Source organism: Paracoccus marcusii, assembly GCF_006151785.1.
In the GTDB taxonomy this organism is placed as follows: domain Bacteria; phylum Pseudomonadota; class Alphaproteobacteria; order Rhodobacterales; family Rhodobacteraceae; genus Paracoccus; species Paracoccus marcusii.
Genome location: NZ_VDDD01000074.1, coordinates 1 through 18095, shown reverse-complemented (window position 1 = coordinate 18095; position 18095 = coordinate 1). Strand labels below are relative to the sequence as shown.

Sequence of the window (18095 nt, the reverse complement as noted above, 5' to 3'; positions counted from 1 at the left end):
GAGGATACCATGGCCACATTAGGCTGGGAATCCTGTTTGGGTTTTCACACGGTCTGGATCGTTTTTGAACACTTTGAAAAAAGGGCAGGGGAGGCGGGCATTCGTTGATCCGCGTTGCAGGTTTGGAACGGCCGCTAGTGAACGCGTTTGTTAACCTAAGAAAGCAGTATAACCTTTTGGTCTGAAAAAAGGTCAGAATGACGTTTTTGCTTGACATTCACGGGCTATCGGAATCTCCGATTGCTGCGAAAATGTTAGCAATTATGTTTATCAGGCCATCTGATGCCGCCATGTCTCGCCGGTTTTGAGGATGGCGTGTGCGATGGTGATGAGCCTGCGCGCAATGGCAATGATGACGACCCCGTCTGCTTTTAAAGTCGCGCACGCCCCTCGTACATGAAGGTGAGGGGTTTGGGCCCTGGCAGATAGCCTGTGCTCAAGTTTTCAACATGAAATCCACCTTCCGTCAGGAGAGTCGCCGTGGGCCGGTCCAGATGGCAGTTGCCAGCGCAGAGGCGCCACAAGGGCGTGATCCGCTCTTGCCAGATCCTGATGTTCCTATCCGGTGCCTGACCGTGTTCGGCAAAGTGCAGACGGCCGCCTGGCCTCAGCACCCGTTTCACTTCACGCAGAACCTTGCGGACGTCGCCAACGCTGCACAGCGTCCAAGTGACCACAACGGTATCGAAACTACGGTCTGCGAACGGGAGATCTTCCGCGCTTGCCTGTAAAATATTTGCCGGGTAGCGGAGCGCGGACGCCCGCCTCAGCGCCATTTCCACAAGGGGTGCCGAGGTGTCGATCCCCACCAGCCTCAAAACGCCAGCGTCATAATATGGCAGGTTCAGCCCCGAGCCAACGCCCAGCTCCAGGACTTCGCCGGCCGCCCCCGCGACGGCCCGTTCACGAAGCGGCGTAAGCATTCGGTGACCCATCGCAAGATGTGTCAATCGGGGGAGAATGAAGGTGTCGTATATTCCCATGAGGCGTTTCCTTTCAGCCTGTCATCCGCTTTGTGCCAAGGAATGGCAATTTGCCCAGCAGCCACTAGGCAAAACGAGCCAGCTGCCGGTGAAGAATGCGAATGGCATCCCGTTTGCACCCATCGTGGCCTATCACTGTCATCTTTGGTCTCCTTGAATATTGCGCTCAGCAAAACGAGGTGAAACCGGTGCAGGACCAATACGCTTCAGCCCAAGCGACCAAGCGCTGGAAACATTTCGAGCATCCGATAAGACAGCGCACTAAAACTGTTCGTCGCCATCAGGATGCCCATGAGTACCATGATGACACCCGCCACTTTGTGCAGCCATCGGCCTGCGTTTCGAAGTCGGCGTAGGCGAAGTGAAACCCCGTCCGCAAAGGCCGCGACCAGAAGAAAAGGGATGCCGAGGCCGACGGAGTAGATGGCCAGCATTGCCACGCCCTCGCCAATAGTCGCGCTCGCGGCACTGGCGGTCAGAATCGCCCCAAGGATAGGGCCGATGCAGGGTGTCCAACCAAACCCGAAGGCAAGCCCGAGGATGTAGGAGGCAAGCGGCTGCCCCCCGGGCAGGTCGAAGTTGAACCGCAGGTCGCGCTCCATTGCTGACAGACGGGCCGCGCCCATCATGAAGAGGCCGAACAGGATGATGATGACGCCGCCAACAAGGTTCAACTCGTAGCGCCAGCCGAGAAGGGCCTGGCCGAGTGCTGTCGCCGAGGCCCCGAGAGCAATGAAGATGGTGGAAAAGCCGAATACGAAACAGAGGCTGAGCCAGACCGCCCGGCTCCGCGATGGCTCGGAAACAGCGTTTCGCCCTGCGATATAGGAAACATAGCCCGGCACAAGCGGCAAGACACAGGGAGACAGGAAGGAGATCGCCCCTGCAAGGAGGGGAACGGTGAGACCGAGAGCCGAAAGATCGGTCAATTCTCAAGCCTCCCTTCGACGGGCGGCGCGGGGTTCAGCCGACGCGCGGCCAGAAGACACACCGTCGGCACGACGACCCATTGAAGAAGCGGCGTCAGACCGGCGTTCAGCAATGGCACAACCGGCATTGCCTCGCGGTAGGCCCAAGCACCGCGCAGCTCGATGTTCAGCCATTCGCTGAACACGGTGTAGAAAACGCCGAAAACCACCGCCAGGACCAGAACCGGCCCCGCCCGCCGGCCGGGCCACGCAGGGTGTCCGGTCAAGAACAGGGCCAGAAGCAAGGTGCTGGCCGCGATCAACAAGTCGCCGCCAGTGCAATGCACGACAGCGAAGGCAATCTCGTTCCAGCTGCCCTCGACCCAGATCGTATAGAGCTGAACGTGCAGGACTTCCCACACGAGATGTCCAATGGACGAATACAGAATATAGCGCCGCAAGGCCGACAACCAATCCGGACGCACCGCCTGGTGCAGGTCTCGTATCATCTGAAGAGCTCGCCTAGTTTGTCACGGAAGCCTGGCTCGGGCGGCCGCATGTTCGTCAGGCCGTTGATGTAGAGCATCATGTCTGCGTGACGGAACGCGCTGCCATGAAACAGGCCTGCATGCCGCCCGCCACGGTCAATGATGTGGACCGCCGGTTCCGTTCCGCCGCGCGAGGAAAGCCCGGAGAACGCCTCGGAAAGATCGGCAACCGGTTCACCCGGGAGCGAAGAGGCCTGGATGCAGTTTTCACCGGCAGCGAACCCGGCCGCGCCCGGCTCTGCAACATTCACAAAGCTCACCATGTTCTGCATCGGGGTAATGTTCACGGCCTGCCGGACCCGTTCGATCAGCCGCTGCTGCGCATCACAAGGCGCACCGCAGCCTTCGGGCGTGAAGCTGAGGACGATGATCCTGTCGGTCATTCCGTCAAGTTCAACGCCGCGACTTGCGGCATCGATAAGTTCCAGATGGGGCAGGCTGCGGGTGTCCGTCACCTCGAAGGCTGGCTCCCTGGCAGCCGTCACCTCGTCCAGTCGATCCCCGGGGTGATGTGCAAAGGCCGGGGAGGCCAGCAGGACTGCGGCAGCGAAGGCATGGCGCATTCTCATTCCGCCTCCGGACCGGAAGCGCCGGGACCGAGGATCGGCACTTCGACGGTCACCTCGCCCGCTTCCTGGAACGACAGCGTCAGTGGGAATTTCGCCCCTTCCTCCAGCTTCTCCGTCAGGCCCATCAGCATCACGTGCATGCTGCCCGGCGCCAGCATTACCGGAACGTCCGGCTCAAGCGCGAGCCTGTCGAGATGCGTCATCCGGCTGGTCCCCGCCGCGTCGGTCTCGACGGCATGGATCATGACCTCCGCCGCCACAGGGCTTTTGATCCCGACCAGCTGATCGGCCACGTCAGATCGCAGCGTCAGATAGGCCGCACCCGGGCGTGAGGCGAGGATGCTGGCCCGCGCCCAGGGGTCGGACACCGTGACCTCGGCCACGGCCACTGCCGGCCATGTCAGCGCAAGCGCAGTCATAAGAACCTTCATTGCATCCTCTCCTCTTTCTCGATCCGCATGGCGATTTCCTCGGCCAGCGCCCCGGGTGGCTGGTCGGCTTCCATGAACACGGCTTCGAATGTGCCATCCGGCCGCATCAGGTAGAGATGTCCGGCATGGGCCATGACATAGCCATCGGGTGCGGTCGCGTCCTCGCCGGGCTCGAACCATGTCCGGTAGTTCCCGGTCGCCTCGGCGACTTGTGCTTCCGTTCCCGTCAGGCCGATCATCCGCGGGTGAAAGGCGGAGACATATGCAGCCATCACCGGCACCGTGTCCCGTGCAGGGTCCACGGTCACGAAGAGTGGCGCGACGTTGTCCGCCTTGCTGCCAAGGAGGTCGAGAACGTTGGCCATGTAGGCAAGCGTGGTCGGGCAGATGTCGGGGCAATGCGTGAAGCCAAAGAACACGAGCTGCCAGCGCCCTGCATAGTCCGCCTCTGTCACGGCCCGCCCGTTATGGTCGGTAAGGGTAAAGGCCGAGCGGATGTCGGCCTCGCCTTGGAATGTCGGCGCGGATGCGGCTGGCACGGGCGGCGCCATCCACAGCGCGAGCCCTACCGCGATTGCGGCGAGGAGGGTGGCGGACCAGAGGACAAGGCGCAGGCGCTTGATGCCGGTCGGGGAAATCTTTGTCATGTCTGTCGCTTTCATCCCGCCCGCACCGAGTGCGCGAGCGGGATTTTTCTTTCGTCAGCCTTCGCTGCCGGCTTCGTCATGGGACTTCATGTGCTCGTTCATGGTCTGCATCATCTCGTTGCAGTTCTCCATCATCTGCATCATGCCCTTCATGTCGCCGCCCATCATCTGGCCGTCCTTCATGTCACCGTGCATCATGTCGCCCTGCATGGTTTCCTGCTCGGGCGCATCGGTGGTGCTGGTGGCGCTGTTTTGCGCGACGGCGGCAGTCGCCAGCAGCGCTGCCAGGGCAGTTGCGGTCAGGGTGGATTTGATCGTCGTGTTCATGGTCTTCTCCTGTGGTTTCGGTTCAGTCAGTGGTAGAGCGCGGCATTTCCGCCGCGCCAGTCTTGCTTGCGCAAGATTTCGAGCCGCTCATCATGCACAGACCCAGCCCGCACATCGCAATGCAGGGCGCCAGACTGAGGATCAGCGGCGCAGCCCCGACAGCGACAAGCCAGCCCCAGTTCATCGCCATTCCGGCGGTGACAAGGGCGAGCGCTGCAAGGATCAGGGTGCGGCGGCCAGGGCGGATGCCGATGCGGGGACGGGTTGGCTGCGGATGCGCCCCCGCGTCTATCTGGGTCATTGGCTGAGGTTCCTTTCTTCGTTGAGGGACTGGATCAGGCGAATGGCGGCACGGCCGTCCCAATCGGCAGGACCGACGAGGCGGCCACGTTCGCGGCCGCCCCGGTCGATGAGGATTGTTGTTGGCAAGCCGACCGCAGCGATGTCCGCCATGACGCGTGATTTTTGGGCCAGATACGGTTCGAGGTGTCGGATGCCGAGGTTGTCGTAAAACCGGCGCACCTCCGCCATTCTCTCGTCGATCGAAAGCGCAAGAACATGAAAGCCGCTGTCGTCGAGACGGACCTGGAGCCTGTCGAGCGCCGGCATCTCGTCAATGCAGGGCGGGCACCACGTCGCCCAGATGTTCAGCAAAACGATCTGTCCGCGGAAGTCGGCCAGCGCCAGCTTCCGTCCCTGCTGGTCGACAAAGCTGGTTGATAGCATACTGCGCGGGACGTCATGCAGCCTGAGGGGCACACGGGCAGAAGCCGGCGCCGCCGCAAGCACCAGGGCTCCCGTCAGAACCGCGCGGCGCATCATGTCCCTGCCTCCGCCTGGAGGCGCCGCACGATCGGCAGGATCTTTTCCTCGAGAGCGCGGCGATCGAAGGGGCCGACATGCTTGTATGCGATCTGCCCTTCGGCATCGATCACGAAGGTTTCGGGCAGTCCATAGACGCCCCAGTCAATGGAGACACGACCGTTCCGGTCGGCGCCGATCCGCGTGTAAGGGTTTCCCAAATCGTCCAGGAACGCCCGCGCAGCCTCCGGCGCATCCTTGTAGTTGATCCCGAAGATCGGGACGGCACCGGTTTCGGCCAGCTCGACCAGCAGCGGCATCTCGACCCGGCACGGCACGCACCACGAAGCCCAGACATTGACGATGGACACCTTCCCGCGCAGGTCGGCATTGGAGAAGCGCTCCGCCATGCCTTCGATGGGTGGCAGGGCGAACTCGGGAACCTGGCGACCGACGAGCGCGGAGGGCAGCTCATCGGCCTTGCTGAAGAGACCCCAGAAGAACGCCGCTGCCAGCCCTGCGAAGACAGTGAGCGGCAACAGGGCCCACCAGGAACTCCGTCTGGCCTTCGCTTCGGTGCTCACGGCGCAGCCTTTTCTTTGCCGGTCACCTCGGCTTGGAAGCCGCGCTCCCGTTGGGGCCAGGTGCTCTTGATATAGCCGAGCACGGACCGGATCTCGGCATCCGTCAGGATGCCCTCGAAAGCCGGCATGTCGCTCTCGTACCCTTCGACCACGGCTCCTACGCCCAGCTTGGTGATGGTGAACAGCTGGTTATCGGGGTGGTGCCAGGTGTGGCCGGTCTTATCATGGGGCGGGGCCGGCATGCGGCCGTTGTCGAGCCTGCGCTTCCAATCGGGCTGTCCCTCAAGATCGGCACCGTGGCAGGAGGCGCAGTTGGCGGCGTAGATCTCCTGCCCGAGCGTGATATTATCGGCCGTCACAGGTTCACCCATGAAAGTCACGCCCTCGGCGGCAGACTCAGACTGCGTCGCCCCTGCTGCCAGTGCGGCGGCTCCTGCGACCGCCGCGCCCGACAGGATCAGGCCGAGCCGCTTCATCCCCGCCCCCGAAGATGTTTCACCAGCGCAACAAGGGCCAGCACCAGCACCGTCACTACGAGCAGCATGAACACCCCGCCGCCCAGCATCATGATGCCCATCATCGGGCCGCCCATCATTCCCATGCACTCACTCATCAGAATAAACGGCCACGCCGTCCTCGCCGAAGGAATAGGTCTTGAGGGTCCCGGTCTTGACCTGCGCCATGCCCGGTGCGTTCGAAGGCATGCCGGGCAGCGTGATGCCGTCGATGTCCGGGCGCTCGGTCACCAGCCGTTCGATGATCTCGACCGGCACGAGGCCGCTGACGTAATAGCCGTCCACCTCTGCCAGATGGCAGCCGAGGCCTTGTTCCGGCACGCCCACATCCACCGAGCGGCGGTCGAAGTTGCGGTCGTCCACCAGCGTCACGACATAGCCATGCGCTTCAAGATAATCGGCGTAAGTGTCGCAGCAGCCGCAGCCAGGGTCCCGCCAGATCGTGACCTGGTGGGCGGCGTCGGCCGCCGCCACGACCGGCATCGGGGCAAGCTCGCCCTGTGCCGGAGCAAGGCTGGTGAAGGCGAAGGCGCCACCGGCTCCAAGGGCAGCCAGCGTGGCGGCGGCAATCATCTTTTTCATGGTCATCTCCTTCATGCGACCGCAATTGCGGTCCAGCTTTTGCCGCCATCGCGACTGAGGTGCAGGCTGCCGCCGATGATGGCGGCGAGATATGTCTTGTCCTCTGAATGAACGGCGAGGGCGGTGGCAGGCTGCTGCGCCTCCCGCGCCCAAACCACGCCACCGTCCTTCGAGGTCCAGATGCCCGAGGGAAGCGCGGCATGGAGGGTGGCGGGCGACGAGGGGGCACTGACCAACGACAGGACCGCCTCGCCCTCGGGCAGCGGGGCCTCGGACGGTGGGGCATCCTGCGAGACCAGCGCATCCATGGCGTCACCGGGCTGAACATCCTGCCACCGGCAGAAGCAGTCGGGCACGCGGGTCAGACCGGTCTCGGTGCCCGCATAGAGCCAGATCCCGCCCATGCCGCTCTCCAGATCGACAGAGGTCAAGGCCAGCGGATCGCGCTCCGCTTCATTGAGCCAGGGGCGGTCCATCGCCAGGCTCCAGGACTGGCCTGCATCCTCCGACATCCACAGCCCGTCGCCCTCCAGCGCGGCGTAGAAGGTGTCAGGGGCGCGGGTAGCCATGGCGATTGCCAGAACCTTGGCCTCAGGCAAGCCGTCATCGCGGACCTGCCAGATCTGTCCGCCGTCGTCCGACAGGGCGATGCCTCGATCGAGGGCGGCAAGGATGCGGCCGGAAAGCGCGGGATGGGTTGCCAGCGCAAAGACGGGTCCTGGCGCGGCAAGCGCCGCCCAGGAGCGACCGGCATTGTCGCTGCGGAAAAGACGGTCGGCTGCAAGCAGGATGCTGTCGCCGTCGAATGCCACCGCTCGGGGGGCCGGAATGGATGCGATGCTCGACAACGGAAGCGCCAGAATGCTTGCCGCACTTGCGGCAGAGAAGAGAAACAGGCGACGCGAAAGCATCGAAGGTGATTTGGGTGACATGGGACTACCTCATGATCCGGGTCGGCTGCTGGCAGTCGCGCTTTGGGGCGAGACAGGACCAGACCGGAGGCTGACGCCTCCACGGGACCGGCTTTTGACGCATCACGCGCCAAAAGCGGTCAGATCAGAGGATTGGATCGTGGGGGGTCTCGGAGCGGCAAATTGCCGACGCCGCTGAGCTTCACATCGCTGAACTGCTGCCGCAGGTCATGCGTCGTGGGTCTGAGTTCAGGCGTGTCGGCCTCAGGAACGGCAGCGAAGCCTCCTGCCGAACAGACAAGATCGCACACTGCAGTGCCTGCTCCGTCTTCGTCGCCGCAGGCATTGCAATCGGCGGAACCCATACTGGCAGGATCCATGTCCGACATCTCGACCATAGCCATATCAACTGCCATCGTGCTCGCTCCAGCCGCATGCACGACTGACCCTGCCGCAAATACGGCAAGCACAAGAACGAGAAGCATGCGGCTGAACACGGTCATGGCGCTTAATCTATGCCTTCTTTCCAAGAGAATCCACTGCCGACTCTTCGCGACAATGTGAGAGGGACATTTCCTTGTCCTCTGAACTGCTTTGTCCTTGCGGGAGGTCGTTCAGGATAGGGCATTCAGGCCGATTTCCCTGATCACAAAGGGCGACCAGGCGTTGAAGCGTTGCGGTCATACTCTGGAGCTCCACGATCTTCTGCTCCACCCGGAAAATATGATGCCGGGCGATCTCCTTTGCGTCGGCAGCCGCAGATGCACGATCTTCGTAGAGAGCCATCAGCTCGCGACAGTCTTCCAGGCTGAACCCAAGCGATCTGGCGCGGCCAATGAACTTCAGCTTGTGAAGGTGGTCCTCCCTGAACAGCCGATAGCCATTGCTGCTCCGTTCAGATCGCACCAGGCCGATGTCCTCGTAGTAGCGGATCGTCTTCACGGGCAGACCGCTGCGTTCCGACACGTTGCCGATGTTCATGCCGACCTCCTTCATCCTTGCTCCCCAGATAGGGCCTCCACCTACTGGAGGGTCAACAGGTCAAAGTTCTTTTTTGCACTCCCTTGACCTTCCAGTGGCTGGAGGCCCCAGATTGATCCCGGAACAATGCCTTTGCACAAAGGAGAGCCAGATGAACAATCCGGATGCCCAGAAAGCCACAGTGCGCGATCCAGTCTGCGGCATGACGGCCGACGCAGGCAGCAGTTTCCACCACGAGCACGCAGGCCATCTTTACCATTTCTGCTCGGATGGATGCCGTAACAAATTTGCGGCCGAGCCCGAAACCTATGTCGAAGCCGTTGATCCGGTTTGCGGGATGTCAGTCAACCGCGCGACGGCGCAACATCTGTCGAAGCACGAGGGCGAGCGCTTCTACTTCTGTTCACCTCGCTGCAAGGATAAGTTCGATACCGCGCCAGCGACCTATCTGAAGGGTCGGCCGACGCCGGAACCAATGCCCGCAGGCACGACCTATACCTGCCCCATGCATCCAGAGATCGAGCAGGTCGGCCCTGGAGATTGCCCGATCTGCGGAATGGCCTTGGAACCAAAGGGTGTCCCTCAGGGAGACGAGGGCCCGAACCCGGAGCTGGTGGATTTTACCCGCAGGTTCCGGGTGGGCCTCGTGCTGACCGTGCCGGTGGTGCTTCTGGCCATGGGGGGCTATATCGGCCTCCCCCTTCGCAGCTGGACCGGCGAGCGGGCCGCGCACTGGCTGGAACTGATTTTGGCGACGCCGGTGATCCTGTGGGCCGGTTGGCCGTTCCTCGTGCGCGGCTGGAAAAGCTTTCGCAGCATGAACCTGAACATGTTCAGCCTGATCGGCATGGGGGTTTTCGCCGCGTGGAGCTTCAGCACGGTTGCTGTCATCGCGCCACAGCTGTTCCCGGCCGGTTTCCGTGATGCGGAAGGAAATGTTGGCATCTATTTCGAGGCTGGGGCCGTCATCGTGGTTCTTGTCCTTCTCGGGCAGATCCTCGAACTGCGGGCGCGCGAACGGACAGGATCGGCGATCCGGGCGCTTCTTGATCTTGCCGCCAAGAGTGCTCGTGTCATCCGCAAAAACGGTGAGGAGGAGGAGGTCCCGCTCGAAGACGTGCAGATCGGCGACCGCCTCCGTATCCGGCCAGGCGAGAAGGTTCCCGTTGATGGCGAGGTGGTGGACGGGCGTTCCTTCGTTGACGAATCCATGCTCACCGGCGAGCCGGTTCCCGTCGAGAAAGCTCACGGCGATCCGGTGACAGGGGCCACCATCAACGGCAACGGAAGTCTGATCATCGAGGCCAGGCGCGTGGGCAAGGATACGATGCTTGCGCAGATCGTGGAGATGGTGGCAGCGGCACAGCGGTCGCGTGCCCCGATCCAGAAGCTCGCCGACGCGGTGGCGGGATATTTTGTCCCGGCTGTTATCGCCGTTGCGATCTTGTCCTTTATCGCCTGGTCGATTTGGGGTCCGGCCCCCGCCCTGGCCTATGCACTCGTCTCGGCCATTGCTGTTCTTATCATCGCCTGCCCCTGCGCCCTCGGGCTTGCGACCCCGATGTCGATCATGACGGCCACAGGCCGAGGCGCTCAGGCGGGCGTTCTCATCAAGAATGCCGAAGCGCTGGAGGCCTTCGAGAAGGTCGACACCCTGATCGTCGACAAGACCGGCACGCTGACGGTCGGCAAGCCGGAACTTGCGGCGCTTCTACCAGAACGGGGTCATGACGAGAACGAGATTCTGCGTCTCGCGGCCAGCCTGGAACGAGGATCTGAGCACCCTCTGGCCGAGGCCATCGTGCGCGGTGCCGAAGCTCGCGGATTGAGCCTGGCACAAGCAGATGACTTCGAGGCTGTCACCGGCATGGGGGTCAAGGGCGTGGTCGACGGAAAATCCGTTGCTCTTGGCAATGCCAGGATGCTGGCCGAACTCGGGATCGATGCACCGGCCGCGGCCGAGGCTGCGAACGCACGCCGGGACGAGGGCGAAACCGTCATGTTCATCGTGGTCGACGGAGTGATTGCAGGTCTGGTCAGCGTTGCAGATCCCGTCAAGGAAACGACGCCCGAAGCGTTGAAGGCGCTGCGCGAACTGGGTTTCCGCATCGTGATGGCGACGGGCGATAGCGAGCGCACTGCCCGCGCCATCGCCGGACGCCTCGGGATCGAAGAGATCCGGGCCGACGTGTTACCCGAGGACAAGGCCCGGATCATCCGCGATCTTCAGGCTGAGGGTCGCAAGGTCGCCATGGCCGGAGACGGAGTCAACGATGCGCCGGCACTCGCTCAGGCCGACGTGGGCATCGCCATGGGAACAGGTGCCGACGTTGCCATCGAAAGTGCCGGGATCACCCTGCTGAAAGGCGATCTTGGTGGCATTGTACGCGCACGGCGCTTGTCGCAGGCGACCATGAGCAACATCCGGCAGAACCTGTTCTTCGCGATGATCTATAACGCGGCAGGAGTGCCGGTGGCAGCCGGTCTGCTCTACCCGTTCTTCGGACTGCTCCTTTCGCCGATGTTCGCCGCAGCGGCGATGAGCCTGTCCTCCGTTTCGGTCATCGCCAATGCATTGCGCCTGAGAGGTGTGAAACTGTGAAGAGAGGTTGCCGGGATTACCGGCAGGACCGTGACAGCGGAGTATCCATCGCCGAGGATTTGGCGATGGATACGGCAATTATCATTCATTCTGTTCAGTCTTGGAAATAGGCCAAAGGCTCAGTTTCAGGCCCGAGGCGAATACAAAGGCTTTGGCCCGGTCGTTTCGGGTTCATGCCGCGCCCAGGGAAAAGGCCGAGGCCGTGTTGCTTTTCCAGCCAAGAGCGCTGTAGTCGCCACTTTCCCGCTCCTGGCTGTAGATCCCGTTGAACTGACCGGCGGCAATCTGTTCCAGGGCAATGGCAAGCTGATCGATGTCATCGGTTGAATTGTACATTCCGAAACTGATCCGGACCATTCCAGGCACTGTGCGGCGGTCGCCCCGGGCCATGTCAATGCGTACCTTCTCGACCGCGTCTGGCGAAAGTCCAAGCAAGCGGATCAGGTACGGATGGGCGCAAAAGCAGCCGCTTCTGACGCCAATCCCATATTCAGTCGCAAGTGCAGCCGCAACAAGCCCATGCGGCTGAGATGTCAGCGTGAATGGAATGACCCCCAAACGATCATGACCATCACCCGCATAGCCAGTTCCATGAAACTTCAGGCCCTCGATCCGCCTAGTTAGGGAATATTCTTTTTGAGTGATAAGATGAAGGACTGGATTTTCACGGCGAGCGCGAGCCGCCTGCAATAGCTGTCGGCAAGCTGTGCCTTCGAAGCGCTACGGTGCATCATGCCGTGTGTGTCGGTCAAAATTTGATCGTTCATTCCCCACGATAATTGTTACACGCGTCAACACCCTCTGAGACCACGTCGAGAAGTGAGTCTACATCGCTCAGAAGGACCGTGATGCGCGGGCTGCTGATACGGTAGCGGATGAAGCGCCCATCGCGGTCGCTGGCGACAAGCCCGCAGTCCAGCAGGCACCTCAGGTGGTTGGAGACGTTGGGTTGCGATAGTTCCGTCCGCTCGACGATCTCGTGAACGGCCAATGGCTCATTGCAAAGTGCACCGAGAATGGCCAGGCGGCTCGGGTCCGCGAAGCCGCGGAACAATTTCGCCCGTCGCTCGATGGTCGCGCTCTTGCGGTCATCGACGATTTGCACCATATCACTCCTCGCTGATATGTTGTTCTTCGATTCATCCTAGCAGGAATAGCGCGACCATGGCCAACACCGAAAGAGCCGGATCGACGGCTGATGCCCCGCCCTTCCGTTACCGGGTTTCCGGTATGGATTGCGCAAAGGATGCCGCGCAGATCGAACGGGCGGCGCAGTCGGCCGGAGTAGCGCCCGACGATGTGAAGGTGTCGGCCGCAACGCACATCATGACACTGAACGCCTCCGAGGCGCGCCTGCCAGATATCGAAAAGGCCGTTGCGGTGACCGGTTACGGCTTCGACCGGATCGAGGGCGATGGAGATATTCCGCCGAATCCGGCTCATCAGGATCCGGCCTACCGACGCGCTCTCTGGATCGTCGTGATCCTGAACGTGGGTTACGGCGTCCTTGAAATGATCGGCGGATTCATCGCCGGGTCACAGGCCGTGAAGGCCGATGCGCTCGATTTCATCGGCGATGGCGCGATCACCTTCCTCGGCCTGCTGGCCATTGGCTGGAGCCTCGCCTGGCGGGCTCGGTCGGCCCTGATCCAGGGCATTTTCCTCGGGCTCCTCGGTCTTGGCGTCCTCGGCACGACGATCGTCCGGGTCTTCGAACGGACGACGCCGGATGCAGGTCTCATGGGCCTGCTCGGCATGATCGCCCTTGTCGTCAATGTCGTCTCCGTTCTGCCGCTGCTGCGGTTCCGCAAGGGCGACGCGAACATGCGGGCCGTCTGGCTCTTCTCGCGCAACGACGCCATCGGCAATGCGGCGGTCGTCATCGCCGCCGGTCTCGTAGCTTGGCTGGGCAGCGCGTGGCCCGACCTTATCGTCGCCTTCGGTATCGCCGGACTGTTCCTGCACTCCGCTTGGGCGATCATTCGCGATGCGCGGGCCGATCTGAAGGCGGCGGCATGAACAGTCGCGTTCTTGGTGGGCTCTGCGCAATCGCAGCGCTCGGTCTCGATCAAGGCACCAAGGCGCTCGCCCTGACTACACGTGAGCTTGAGAGCGGGGTTGAGGTTCTACCCTTTCTTAACCTCGTGCGGGTTCTGAACGATGGGGTCAGCTTCGGTATGCTCGGCGGGTTCGTACCGTGGTGGGGTCTCGTCGCGCTTGCTGGCGTGATTGTGGCATGGCTATTGATCTGGTTATGGCGCGCGCCGGACAGGCTAACAGCTGCCGCTCTCGGTCTGATCATCGGCGGCGCGCTCGGCAATATTCTCGATCGCGTGCGCTATCAGGCCGTTCCGGACTTTCTCGACTTCCATTACGGATCATACCATTGGCCGTCCTTCAATCTTGCGGACGTAACGATTTTCTGCGGCGCGGCCCTGTTGTTCTGGGACAGCTTCCGTTCTGCGAAGGACAAGCTTGGTCAGGGTCAACGCAAGGAAAACACAACGGGGGTGTAACCGATGTTCGGCATACCATCTGCGAAAGGCTTTGACAGCACATTCGCCCTGCTGCGCAACCCATATGGGTTCATTTCGGAGACCTGCCGCGCACTGGATACGGACCTGTTCGAAACCCGCATCCTTCTTCAAGAGACGATCTGCATGACCGGCGCGGCGGCGGCAGAAGCGTTTTATCGGGAAGACCGGTTGATCCGCGCAGGCTCGATGCCAGGCCGCATACAGAAGACCCTGCTGGGGCAAGGCGGGGTACAGGGATTGGACGGCGAGGCTCATCAGCACCGCAAGAAGATGTTCATGTCACTCATGGGAACCGAGCGGATCGCCGCGCTTCAAAGCACGTCGCTTCACATGTTGAAAAAATATGCGCCGGACTGGAAGGCGAGGAACGAGGTCGTCCTCTATGACGAAGTGCGCGAAATGCTCACAAGAGCTGTCTGCGCTTGGGCCGGGGTGCCGCTTGATGAAGCTGAGGTGGAGACCCGAACGGCGCAGCTTACAGCGCTTTTTCAGGACGCCGGGGCCCTTGGCCACAAACATTGGGGCGCGCGTCTGGCGCGCCACCGCCTGGAAAAATGGGCAGCACGCCTAATCCAACAGGTCCGCAATGGTGAGCTTCAGCCGACGCAGGAAAATGCCCTTCATGTCATCTCGACATGGCGCGATCTCGATGGAGAGTTGTTGACCCCCAGGGTGGCCGCCGTAGAAATGTTAAATGTCCTGCGTCCGACCGTTGCGGTATCCGTGTTCATAGTTCAGGCGGCGCATGCTTTGCATCGGCATCCCGAATGGCGGCAAAAGCTGAAGGATGACGAGGGACAGCTTGAACCTTTCGTGCAAGAGGTCCGCCGTCTGTATCCGTTTTTTCCTGCGGTCGCGGCACGGGTAGAAAGCGCATTCGAGTGGCGCGGGCATCACTTTCCGGAAGGGTGCAGGGTCTTGCTCGACCTCTATGGTACGAACACCGATCCGCGTTCATGGGATGCGCCGCTTGAGTTCCGTCCAGAACGGTTTCGGGGCCGCACCGAAAACCCCTATGACTTCATCCCACAGGGCGGTGGCGACCACTATATGAACCATCGCTGCCCGGGCGAATGGATCGCGATCAGCCAGATGAAAGCGTTTTGCAGATACTTGGTGAATGAGATCGACTACGATGTGCCGGATCAGGATCTGGAACTTGAAACCGGAGAGCTACCGCCCTTGCCGACATCCCGGTTCATCATGCGCAACGTCAGGTGTCTAGATTAGCTTCTGCAACATCCTGGTCTTTTTCGGTTTCACGAACTGTCCCGACATCTGCCCGACAACCTTGGCCGAGGTGGTCGCTCAGGTCATGGACGATCTGGGTGAACTGTCCAACGACGTGCAGCCGCTCTTTATTTCGATCGACCCCGAGCGCGACAGAGAGCTGGGCCTCGACGAGTATACGAGGCGTTTCACCCTTCCATTGTCGGCTTGGCCGGGGATGCGGCACAAACCCGCGCTGCGGCGGACAGCTTTCGCATCTATTACGAGCGTGAAGACAACGCCGACGCGCCTGATGGATATGCCATGTCCCACAGCCCTGCCCTTTACCTGATCAGTCCCGAGGGGGACTGGCTTGGCCAGTTCGCCTACGGCACGCCCGCCTCCGAAATCGTCGCCGACCTTCAAGCCAGATTGTGACCCACATGAAACGCATCTTTGCCACCCTCGCTCTGATCGCCGCTGCGGGCCCTGCTTTGGCCTGCGAAACCGTTACAACCGGTGCGTTGGAGGTCTCTCAGGCCTGGTCCCGTGCCTCCATTGGCATGGCGCGACCCGGCGTGGTCAATCTGACCATCCGCAATTCCGGCACGGCAGATGACACGCTGATGTCCATCACCACACCTGCGGCGGATATGCCGATGCTCCACCAAACGGTCATGAATGATGGCGTCGCATCAATGCCTTACGCCATGCAGGTTCCGTTTCCAGCCGGGGAGCAGGTCGCGTTGGGCAGAGTGTCCATTCGGTCATGTTAAAGCAAGGTATGTATCTAGCCGTTCTTTTGAACATTTGTTGCCGATGACGGCCATCGCAATAATAACTGAATAACTAAGGAGTAGTCGCCAGCATGCTTGAAATATCTGGAGTAGGTGTATTTGCTGCTTTTCTTGCCGGTGCCATCTCATTTCTGTCGCCTTGTGTTCTGCCGCTCGTACCAGGCTATGTTTCATACATCGCCGGTCAGGATCTTGGAGAGGCAAGGCGCAATAGTATGTCAGCCCGCCTACCAGCTATCGCCCTCAGTGCCTGTTTCGTACTTGGGTTCTCAACAGTTTTCATCCTTCTTGGTGCGGGCGCTAGCATGCTCGGGCATCTGCTTCTTGTTTACCACTATGAACTTAGCATCGTAGGCGGCGCGTTCGTCATCGCTTTTGGGCTATTCATGCTGGGCATATTTCGTAGCAGCCTATTCTCCAGAGATCTTCGTCTTAGCTTAGATGTTTCCGGTGGACGCCCGCTTGGGGCTTATCTCCTTGGGTTGGCCTTTGCCTTTGGCTGGACTCCCTGCATTGGCCCGATCCTTGGTGCAATTCTAACAGTAAGCGCCAGCTCATCGAAAATGACGGACGGAATTTTACTTCTTTCTATCTACTCTGCAGGGCTTGGGGTCCCCTTTCTTCTCGCAGCGATCTTTATTGATACAATTACTAAGCGCCTCAAAAAGTTTGGGAGTGCGGGACGTGTTCTCTACAAGGTCGCAGGGGGAGTCATGGTTATCATGGGGCTAGCAATAATGACGGGACAGTTACCACGCCTTGCCTACTGGCTGCTAGATAATTTTCCGGCTTTGGGTAGCATTGGATGAAATGGCGTATTGTCTGTATTACAACATGACAATACGTGTCTAATCGATCCTCTCATCTAATAGTTAAGATAAAAAAATAAAAATCTATGGAAAAGCAGCTATGACCGAGTATCATCATTTGACCCGCCACTCTCCAACCACCGGCCGCGGTAGCCCGGATGTCTGGGGTATATATGAAGGGGCCAGCGGCTCGATTCAGTATGTTGTGGCTTGCCCAGAGACTAAGGCCGCAGTTGTTATCGATACCGTCCTGAATTTTGACCCTGCCGCTGCCCGCACCTCTACTGAAAGTGCTGAGCTAACATTAGCACTGATCCAAGAGAACGGGCTGGTATTGAATCGGATTCTTGATACGCATCCGCACGCTGATCACCTTATGGCATCCCACTGGCTTAAGCAGCGCACCGGCAAGCCCAACGCAATCGGAGAGAAAATCCAAAACATCGCCAAGCTTTGGCGCGAATACTATAATGAGCCGGAAGCTTTCCAGCCCGAGCGTTATTTTGACTTGCTCTTTGCGAACGGTGATACGTTCGAAGTTGGCTCTCTATCCTTCCGTGTCATACTCTCGCCTGGCCATACATTGGGTTCTATCACGTATATTGTTGGTGACGCAGTCTTTGCTCATGACACACTTATGTATCCTGACGTGGGCTCATCCCGTGCCGACTTTCCCGGAGGAAGCGCGGCTCAGCTTTGGGAATCAATTCAAGAAATTCTTTCATTTCCTAGAGAAACTCGTATTTTCATTGGACATGACTACGGTACCGATGAGCGTCCCGAGCCGATGTGGGAAGCGACAGTGGATGAGCACTTGAAATTTAACAAGCATGTGAAGGAAGGAGTAACGAGGGCAGATTTTATTGCGGCTCGTGAAAAGCGGGATGCCGTACTCAGCTTGCCTGATCGTATGCTATACGCCCTTCAGGTCAACTTGCGCGGCGGCGCGCTTCCAGCGCCCGAAGCCGATGGCAACAGTTACCTCAAGATCCCCATCAACAAGTTCTAATAGCCTCTAGGTATACTTACCTGATCACAGGCAGATTTGTGCAAACATCCCTGAGCTACCAGAGAACTGCTATCAATCTTTCAGCCGTCTGAGCCTATAGGTTTTTGTGGCATTGACGGAATGGCAGTCTCTGTCATCCACTACCATTCATCAGGCTCCTTTAGCAGAAGTGGACCTGTCGCGGTCCTGTTCCGATCAGGTGCTCATGTTAAGCGGCCTTTCGTTCGAATGCCACGGGGCTTTTCCAGCCCAAGGCTGAATGTTTGCGGCGGAAGGTAAGCGCGACGCGGCCCCCCTCCTGCCGCTTCTGATCTGACCGGGCCATTTTCTGTACGCATGAGCGTT

27 protein-coding genes are annotated in these 18095 nt (G+C 60.3%); 9 read left to right on the top strand and 18 right to left on the bottom strand.

Features of this window, described 5'->3' with window-relative positions; genetic code table 11:
* Positions 1-371 precede the first annotated feature (371 nt).
* The 16 genes from FHD68_RS12100 to FHD68_RS12030 form a co-directional block, all read right to left on the bottom strand.
* A complete protein-coding gene (locus tag FHD68_RS12100) occupies positions 372-983 on the bottom strand; it encodes a class I SAM-dependent methyltransferase (protein ID WP_042249170.1) in 612 nt (203 codons plus the stop codon).
* Between the two features lie 206 nt (positions 984-1189).
* Positions 1190-1912 carry a cytochrome c biogenesis CcdA family protein gene (locus tag FHD68_RS12095; protein ID WP_042249167.1) on the bottom strand — a complete coding sequence of 241 codons (723 nt, stop codon included), beginning with the start codon at positions 1910-1912 and terminating at the stop codon, positions 1190-1192.
* Complete coding sequence (locus FHD68_RS12090; protein ID WP_042249164.1) at positions 1909-2400, bottom strand: hypothetical protein; 492 nt, start codon at positions 2398-2400, stop codon at positions 1909-1911. Before FHD68_RS12090 ends, FHD68_RS12095 begins: the two co-directional genes overlap by 4 nt.
* Positions 2397-3002 carry a hypothetical protein gene (locus tag FHD68_RS12085; RefSeq protein ID WP_042249161.1) on the bottom strand — a complete coding sequence of 202 codons (606 nt, stop codon included), beginning with the start codon at positions 3000-3002 and terminating at the stop codon, positions 2397-2399. The genes FHD68_RS12090 and FHD68_RS12085 overlap by 4 nt, the downstream gene beginning before the upstream one ends.
* 2 nt (positions 3003-3004) lie before the next feature.
* Entirely contained in the window at positions 3005-3391 is a 387-nt protein-coding gene (locus FHD68_RS12080) for a copper chaperone PCu(A)C (protein WP_244297846.1), read from the bottom strand.
* Between the two features lie 44 nt (positions 3392-3435).
* A complete protein-coding gene (locus tag FHD68_RS12075) occupies positions 3436-4086 on the bottom strand; it encodes an SCO family protein (protein ID WP_045984162.1) in 651 nt (216 codons plus the stop codon).
* Between the two features lie 54 nt (positions 4087-4140).
* Positions 4141-4413: a hypothetical protein gene (locus FHD68_RS12070; protein WP_042249153.1), complete on the bottom strand. Its 273-nt coding sequence runs from the start codon at positions 4411-4413 to the stop codon at positions 4141-4143.
* A gap of 22 nt (positions 4414-4435) precedes the next feature.
* Positions 4436-4714: a hypothetical protein gene (locus FHD68_RS12065; RefSeq protein WP_042249150.1), complete on the bottom strand. Its 279-nt coding sequence runs from the start codon at positions 4712-4714 to the stop codon at positions 4436-4438.
* Positions 4711-5235, bottom strand: coding sequence for a TlpA family protein disulfide reductase (locus FHD68_RS12060; RefSeq protein ID WP_139085849.1), 525 nt, complete (start codon positions 5233-5235; stop codon positions 4711-4713). Before FHD68_RS12060 ends, FHD68_RS12065 begins: the two co-directional genes overlap by 4 nt.
* Positions 5232-5798: a DsbE family thiol:disulfide interchange protein gene (locus FHD68_RS12055; RefSeq protein ID WP_045984154.1), complete on the bottom strand. Its 567-nt coding sequence runs from the start codon at positions 5796-5798 to the stop codon at positions 5232-5234. The genes FHD68_RS12060 and FHD68_RS12055 overlap by 4 nt, the downstream gene beginning before the upstream one ends.
* Positions 5795-6274 carry a c-type cytochrome gene (locus tag FHD68_RS12050; protein WP_045984153.1) on the bottom strand — a complete coding sequence of 160 codons (480 nt, stop codon included), beginning with the start codon at positions 6272-6274 and terminating at the stop codon, positions 5795-5797. Before FHD68_RS12050 ends, FHD68_RS12055 begins: the two co-directional genes overlap by 4 nt.
* On the bottom strand, positions 6271-6399 hold the full coding sequence (locus FHD68_RS19720; RefSeq protein WP_255352811.1) for a hypothetical protein: 129 nt from the start codon (positions 6397-6399) through the stop codon (positions 6271-6273). Before FHD68_RS19720 ends, FHD68_RS12050 begins: the two co-directional genes overlap by 4 nt.
* A gap of 4 nt (positions 6400-6403) precedes the next feature.
* The gene (locus FHD68_RS12045) at positions 6404-6895 is read right to left on the bottom strand and encodes a DUF411 domain-containing protein (RefSeq protein ID WP_084697693.1); all 492 of its coding nucleotides are present in this window, start codon (positions 6893-6895) and stop codon (positions 6404-6406) included.
* A gap of 11 nt (positions 6896-6906) precedes the next feature.
* The gene (locus FHD68_RS12040) at positions 6907-7827 is read right to left on the bottom strand and encodes a beta propeller repeat protein (RefSeq protein WP_239441421.1); all 921 of its coding nucleotides are present in this window, start codon (positions 7825-7827) and stop codon (positions 6907-6909) included.
* 119 nt (positions 7828-7946) lie between these two features.
* On the bottom strand, positions 7947-8309 hold the full coding sequence (locus tag FHD68_RS12035; RefSeq protein ID WP_052650160.1) for a hypothetical protein: 363 nt from the start codon (positions 8307-8309) through the stop codon (positions 7947-7949).
* Between the two features lie 10 nt (positions 8310-8319).
* The gene (locus tag FHD68_RS12030; RefSeq protein ID WP_071209503.1) at positions 8320-8787 is read right to left on the bottom strand and encodes a MerR family DNA-binding protein; all 468 of its coding nucleotides are present in this window, start codon (positions 8785-8787) and stop codon (positions 8320-8322) included.
* A 151-nt stretch (positions 8788-8938) separates the two neighbouring features.
* Here FHD68_RS12030 and FHD68_RS12025 point away from each other — a divergent pair, with 151 nt between their 5' ends.
* Positions 8939-11389 (top strand): heavy metal translocating P-type ATPase, encoded by a 2451-nt coding sequence (locus tag FHD68_RS12025; RefSeq protein WP_139085847.1) that lies wholly within the window; start codon positions 8939-8941, stop codon positions 11387-11389.
* A 171-nt stretch (positions 11390-11560) separates the two neighbouring features.
* On the opposite strand, the gene FHD68_RS12020 is transcribed toward FHD68_RS12025, so the two are convergent.
* Positions 11561-12079 (bottom strand): aminotransferase class V-fold PLP-dependent enzyme, encoded by a 519-nt coding sequence (locus tag FHD68_RS12020; protein ID WP_139085845.1) that lies wholly within the window; start codon positions 12077-12079, stop codon positions 11561-11563.
* A gap of 73 nt (positions 12080-12152) precedes the next feature.
* Positions 12153-12497 (bottom strand): ArsR/SmtB family transcription factor, encoded by a 345-nt coding sequence (locus tag FHD68_RS12015; protein ID WP_042250087.1) that lies wholly within the window; start codon positions 12495-12497, stop codon positions 12153-12155.
* A gap of 56 nt (positions 12498-12553) precedes the next feature.
* Between FHD68_RS12015 and FHD68_RS12010 the strand changes: the two genes are divergently transcribed.
* The 8 genes from FHD68_RS12010 to FHD68_RS11980 all read left to right on the top strand — a co-directional run bounded on the left by FHD68_RS12010 (position 12554) and on the right by FHD68_RS11980 (position 17750).
* Positions 12554-13408 (top strand): cation efflux transmembrane domain-containing protein, encoded by an 855-nt coding sequence (locus FHD68_RS12010; RefSeq protein ID WP_123194467.1) that lies wholly within the window; start codon positions 12554-12556, stop codon positions 13406-13408.
* Positions 13405-13905, top strand: a complete 501-nt coding sequence (lspA, locus tag FHD68_RS12005; protein ID WP_045983886.1) for a signal peptidase II — start codon at positions 13405-13407, stop codon at positions 13903-13905. Before FHD68_RS12010 ends, lspA begins: the two co-directional genes overlap by 4 nt.
* A gap of 3 nt (positions 13906-13908) precedes the next feature.
* Complete coding sequence (locus FHD68_RS12000; protein ID WP_045983885.1) at positions 13909-15156, top strand: cytochrome P450; 1248 nt, start codon at positions 13909-13911, stop codon at positions 15154-15156.
* Between the two features lie 70 nt (positions 15157-15226).
* A complete protein-coding gene (locus FHD68_RS19915) occupies positions 15227-15487 on the top strand; it encodes an SCO family protein (protein WP_371927474.1) in 261 nt (86 codons plus the stop codon).
* Entirely contained in the window at positions 15460-15573 is a 114-nt protein-coding gene (locus tag FHD68_RS19910; protein ID WP_371927469.1) for a hypothetical protein, read from the top strand. Before FHD68_RS19915 ends, FHD68_RS19910 begins: the two co-directional genes overlap by 28 nt.
* Before the next feature lie 5 nt (positions 15574-15578).
* Entirely contained in the window at positions 15579-15911 is a 333-nt protein-coding gene (locus tag FHD68_RS11990) for a copper chaperone PCu(A)C (RefSeq protein WP_052714955.1), read from the top strand.
* A 92-nt stretch (positions 15912-16003) separates the two neighbouring features.
* Positions 16004-16741: a cytochrome c biogenesis CcdA family protein gene (locus tag FHD68_RS11985; protein WP_081994992.1), complete on the top strand. Its 738-nt coding sequence runs from the start codon at positions 16004-16006 to the stop codon at positions 16739-16741.
* Between the two features lie 100 nt (positions 16742-16841).
* Entirely contained in the window at positions 16842-17750 is a 909-nt protein-coding gene (locus FHD68_RS11980) for an MBL fold metallo-hydrolase (RefSeq protein WP_042250083.1), read from the top strand.
* Positions 17751-18095 lie beyond the last annotated feature (345 nt).

Bases quoted from the DNA above. Each gene is read 5' to 3' on its own strand.
- FHD68_RS12100 (WP_042249170.1), bottom strand. From the start codon at position 983: ATGGGAATATACGACACCTTCATTCTCCCCCGATTGACACATCTTGCG.
- FHD68_RS12090 (WP_042249164.1), bottom strand. From the start codon at position 2,400: ATGATACGAGACCTGCACCAGGCGGTGCGTCCGGATTGGTTGTCGGCC.
- FHD68_RS12085 (WP_042249161.1), bottom strand. From the start codon at position 3,002: ATGCGCCATGCCTTCGCTGCCGCAGTCCTGCTGGCCTCCCCGGCCTTT.
- FHD68_RS12075 (WP_045984162.1), bottom strand. From the start codon at position 4,086: ATGACAAAGATTTCCCCGACCGGCATCAAGCGCCTGCGCCTTGTCCTC.
- FHD68_RS12070 (WP_042249153.1), bottom strand. From the start codon at position 4,413: ATGAACACGACGATCAAATCCACCCTGACCGCAACTGCCCTGGCAGCG.
- FHD68_RS12065 (WP_042249150.1), bottom strand. From the start codon at position 4,714: ATGACCCAGATAGACGCGGGGGCGCATCCGCAGCCAACCCGTCCCCGC.
- FHD68_RS12060 (WP_139085849.1), bottom strand. From the start codon at position 5,235: ATGATGCGCCGCGCGGTTCTGACGGGAGCCCTGGTGCTTGCGGCGGCG.
- FHD68_RS12050 (WP_045984153.1), bottom strand. From the start codon at position 6,274: ATGAAGCGGCTCGGCCTGATCCTGTCGGGCGCGGCGGTCGCAGGAGCC.
- FHD68_RS19720 (WP_255352811.1), bottom strand. From the start codon at position 6,399: ATGGGAATGATGGGCGGCCCGATGATGGGCATCATGATGCTGGGCGGC.
- FHD68_RS12045 (WP_084697693.1), bottom strand. From the start codon at position 6,895: ATGAAAAAGATGATTGCCGCCGCCACGCTGGCTGCCCTTGGAGCCGGT.
- FHD68_RS12040 (WP_239441421.1), bottom strand. From the start codon at position 7,827: ATGTCACCCAAATCACCTTCGATGCTTTCGCGTCGCCTGTTTCTCTTC.
- FHD68_RS12035 (WP_052650160.1), bottom strand. From the start codon at position 8,309: ATGACCGTGTTCAGCCGCATGCTTCTCGTTCTTGTGCTTGCCGTATTT.
- FHD68_RS12030 (WP_071209503.1), bottom strand. From the start codon at position 8,787: ATGAACATCGGCAACGTGTCGGAACGCAGCGGTCTGCCCGTGAAGACG.
- FHD68_RS12025 (WP_139085847.1), top strand. From the start codon at position 8,939: ATGAACAATCCGGATGCCCAGAAAGCCACAGTGCGCGATCCAGTCTGC.
- FHD68_RS12015 (WP_042250087.1), bottom strand. From the start codon at position 12,497: ATGGTGCAAATCGTCGATGACCGCAAGAGCGCGACCATCGAGCGACGG.
- FHD68_RS12010 (WP_123194467.1), top strand. From the start codon at position 12,554: ATGGCCAACACCGAAAGAGCCGGATCGACGGCTGATGCCCCGCCCTTC.
- lspA (WP_045983886.1), top strand. From the start codon at position 13,405: ATGAACAGTCGCGTTCTTGGTGGGCTCTGCGCAATCGCAGCGCTCGGT.
- FHD68_RS12000 (WP_045983885.1), top strand. From the start codon at position 13,909: ATGTTCGGCATACCATCTGCGAAAGGCTTTGACAGCACATTCGCCCTG.
- FHD68_RS19910 (WP_371927469.1), top strand. From the start codon at position 15,460: ATGTCCCACAGCCCTGCCCTTTACCTGATCAGTCCCGAGGGGGACTGG.
- FHD68_RS11990 (WP_052714955.1), top strand. From the start codon at position 15,579: ATGAAACGCATCTTTGCCACCCTCGCTCTGATCGCCGCTGCGGGCCCT.
- FHD68_RS11985 (WP_081994992.1), top strand. From the start codon at position 16,004: ATGCTTGAAATATCTGGAGTAGGTGTATTTGCTGCTTTTCTTGCCGGT.
- FHD68_RS11980 (WP_042250083.1), top strand. From the start codon at position 16,842: ATGACCGAGTATCATCATTTGACCCGCCACTCTCCAACCACCGGCCGC.